A 3,037-nucleotide genomic window follows, 5' to 3' on the forward strand; every position below is an offset into this window, starting at 1 on the left:
GGGATCTCACCGGCGGCCCGGGGGGCCTGCTCGGGTGGTCCAGGGGATGTAACCGTCGGGGCCGGCGACTCATTCCACCGCACTCCGGGGGATCTCACCCGACGTGCCTGGGGTGTTGCTCGGGTGGTCCAGGGGGATGTAACTGTCGGGGCCGGCGACTCATTCCACCGCGCTCCGGGGGATCTGCCCGGCGGCCTGGGAGGGCTGCTCGGGTGGTCCAGGGGGATGTAACCGGGCCGGTCGGGTGGATGTTCCCCGGCGGCCAACGCGGTCGGGCCGGGGGCCGCGACTGTCGTGGTTACCCCCTGTACAACCACCCGGCCCGGCCCATCATTCCGCCGCCAGCGTGCCACCGACCACGGGACCCCGACCCCAAACCCGACAAACCGGCCCGCCGAACCCGGCGCCGGGCGGTGATCGACTCCGTATCGCCGATATCGCGGTATCAGAGCGTCCCGGATACCCCCACATCGGCGACATGGAGTCGATCAAGCGCTCGCTGTCAGGATTCGGACGCCGCCAAGCGCCCAACCGGACGCCCACCCCAAACGACGCCGCTGCGCGACGGCGACGCTCGCCCGGGAGGGCTGCGGACCGGAGAGGCCGGGAAGCACGGGATTCCACCGGCCGGAACCCCAGGCCGCGCACCAACCAACCCATGTGCTCGAACCAGGAAACAGGGCCCTCACCCAGGGAACGAGGCCGCTACAACCAGGATCGAGCACGATCATGCGAACAACCGACAGACGGAGCCGGGCACACGACAGACCGAGCACACGACAGACCGGGCACACGACAAACCGGGCACACGGACAGACCGCAGGCAGGCAGGCTAGCGGGCAGGCACGGGGACGGGCGGGCCAGCAGGCTACGGACTTGGCGTCGCTGTTGTTTCGTCGTTCGCCGCCGTGTCCTTGTCGAGGGCGGCCAGGATCGCCTCGGCGGTACGCCGACCCACCCCGGGCACCTCGGTGATCTCGTCGACACTGGCGGTGGAGAGTCGCTTGAGCGAGCCGAAGTGCCGCAGCAGGGCCTTGCGGCGTACCTCCCCCAGGCCGGGAACGGTGTCCAGCGCCGACTCGGTCATTCGCTTGGAGCGGCGTTGGCGGTGGAACGTGATGGCGAAGCGGTGCGCCTCGTCACGGACCCGTTGCAGCAGGTAGAGCCCCTCGGAGGTGCGCGGCAGGATGACCGGGAACTCGTCGTCGGGGAGCCACACCTCCTCCAGCCGCTTGGCCAGGCCGCACAGCGCGACGTCGTCGATCCCCATGTCCGCGAGGGCCTGGGCGGCCGCCGCGACCTGCGGCGCGCCGCCGTCGACGACCACGAGCTGCGGCGGGTACGCGAACTTCCGGGGCCGCCCGGTGGTCGGGTCGACCAGGACGCCGACCTGCGGATCGACCGCGCCTCCGGGTGCGGCTGGGTCGTCGGCGGACTCCACACCCACTTCTCCCGTCTCGGCCCGCGCGTCGAGGTAGCGGGCGAAGCGGCGGCGCAGCACCTCGGACATCGCGGAGAGGTCGTCGGTCGCGCCCCGGACGATGAACCGCCGGTACTCGCTCTTGCGGGGCAGACCGTCTTCGAAGACCACCATGCTGGCGACGACGTCGGTGCCCTGGATCTGCGAGATGTCGAAGCACTCGATGCGCAGCGGCGAGGTACGCATGTCGAGCGCCTCGCTGATCTCGTCCAGTGCCTTGCCTCGGGTGGTCAGGTCACCGGCCCGCTTGAGCTTGTGCCGGGCCAGCGCGTCCTTGGCGTTGCGCTCCACCGTCTCCATCAGTGCCCGCTTGTCGCCGCGCTGCGGCACCCGCAGCGACACCCGGCTGCCGCGGTGGTTGGTGAGCCATTCGGCCAGCGCGTCGGCGTCCGCGGGCAGCGCGGGCACGAGCAACTCCCGGGGTACGTCGGTTTCGCCGTGCTCACCGCCGTACACCTGGGTGCAGAAGTGGTGGACGAGGTCGCCGGTGGTCAGGTCCTCGGTCTTCTCCACGACCCAGCCGCGCTGGCCGCGGACGCGGCCGTCGCGGACGTGGAAGACCTGCACGGCAGCCTCAAGGGGGTCGTCGGCGAACGCGACCACGTCCGCGTCGGTGCCGTCGCCGAGCACCACAGTCTGCTTCTCCATGGCCCGGCGCAGTGCGGCCACGTCGTCGCGCAGCCGGGCGGCCCGCTCGAACTCCAGCTGCTCGCTCGCCTCGATCATCTCGCGTTCGATCTTGCGGACCATGGTGTCGGTGCGCCCGGCCATGAAGTCGCAGAACCCGTCGACGATGGCCCGGTGTTCGTCGGCGGAGACGGTGCCGACGCAGGGCGCCGAGCACTTGCCGATGTAGCCGAGCAGGCAGGGGCGACCGACCTGGCCGGCCCGCTTGAACACCCCGGTCGAGCACGTCCGGGCGGGGAACACCCGCAGCAGCAGGTCGAGGGTCTCGCGGATCGCCCAGGCGTGCGAGTAGGGCCCGAAGTAGCGCACACCCTTGCGCTTGGCGCCGCGCATCACCTGCAGCCGGGGGTATTCCTCGTCGAGGGTGACGGCCAGGTAGGGGTACGACTTGTCGTCGCGGTAGCGGACGTTGAACCGGGGGTCGTACTGCTTGATCCAGGTGAACTCCAGTTGGAGCGCCTCGACCTCGGTGCCGACGGTGATCCAGTCCACCGACTCGGCGGTGGTGACCATCTGCCGGGTGCGCTCGTGCAGGTTCCACACATCGCCGAAGTAGGAGTTGAGCCTGCTGCGCAGGTTCTTCGCCTTGCCGACGTAGATCACCCGGCCGGTGCCGTCGCGGAAGCGGTAGACCCCCGGTGACTCCGGGATCGTGCCGGGTGCGGGACGGTAGGTCGAGGGGTCAGCCACGCCCGCAAGCCTAGTCCGCACCACCGACACGCCACCGCGAGCGCTAGATCCACTCGGCGTTTCGGGACGTGGGGGGGGGGGGGGGGCCCCCCCCCGGGCCGGGGGGGGGGGGGGGGGGCGGGGGGGGCCCCCCCCCCCACCCGATGGGGAGAGCTCACCGGGGGTAAGCCAACACAGGGG

General features: G+C 71.1%; 1 protein-coding gene. It reads right to left on the bottom strand.

Features of this window, described 5'->3' with window-relative positions:
* Positions 1-868: 868 nt before the first annotated feature.
* The gene (gene uvrC / locus ABZ808_RS30860; RefSeq protein WP_357012921.1) at positions 869-2,857 is read right to left on the bottom strand and encodes an excinuclease ABC subunit UvrC; all 1,989 of its coding nucleotides are present in this window, start codon (positions 2,855-2,857) and stop codon (positions 869-871) included.
* Between the last annotated feature and the right edge of the window lie 180 nt (positions 2,858-3,037).

This window comes from Micromonospora sp. NPDC047527 (genome assembly GCF_040643015.1).
GTDB lineage: Bacteria > Actinomycetota > Actinomycetes > Mycobacteriales > Micromonosporaceae > Micromonospora.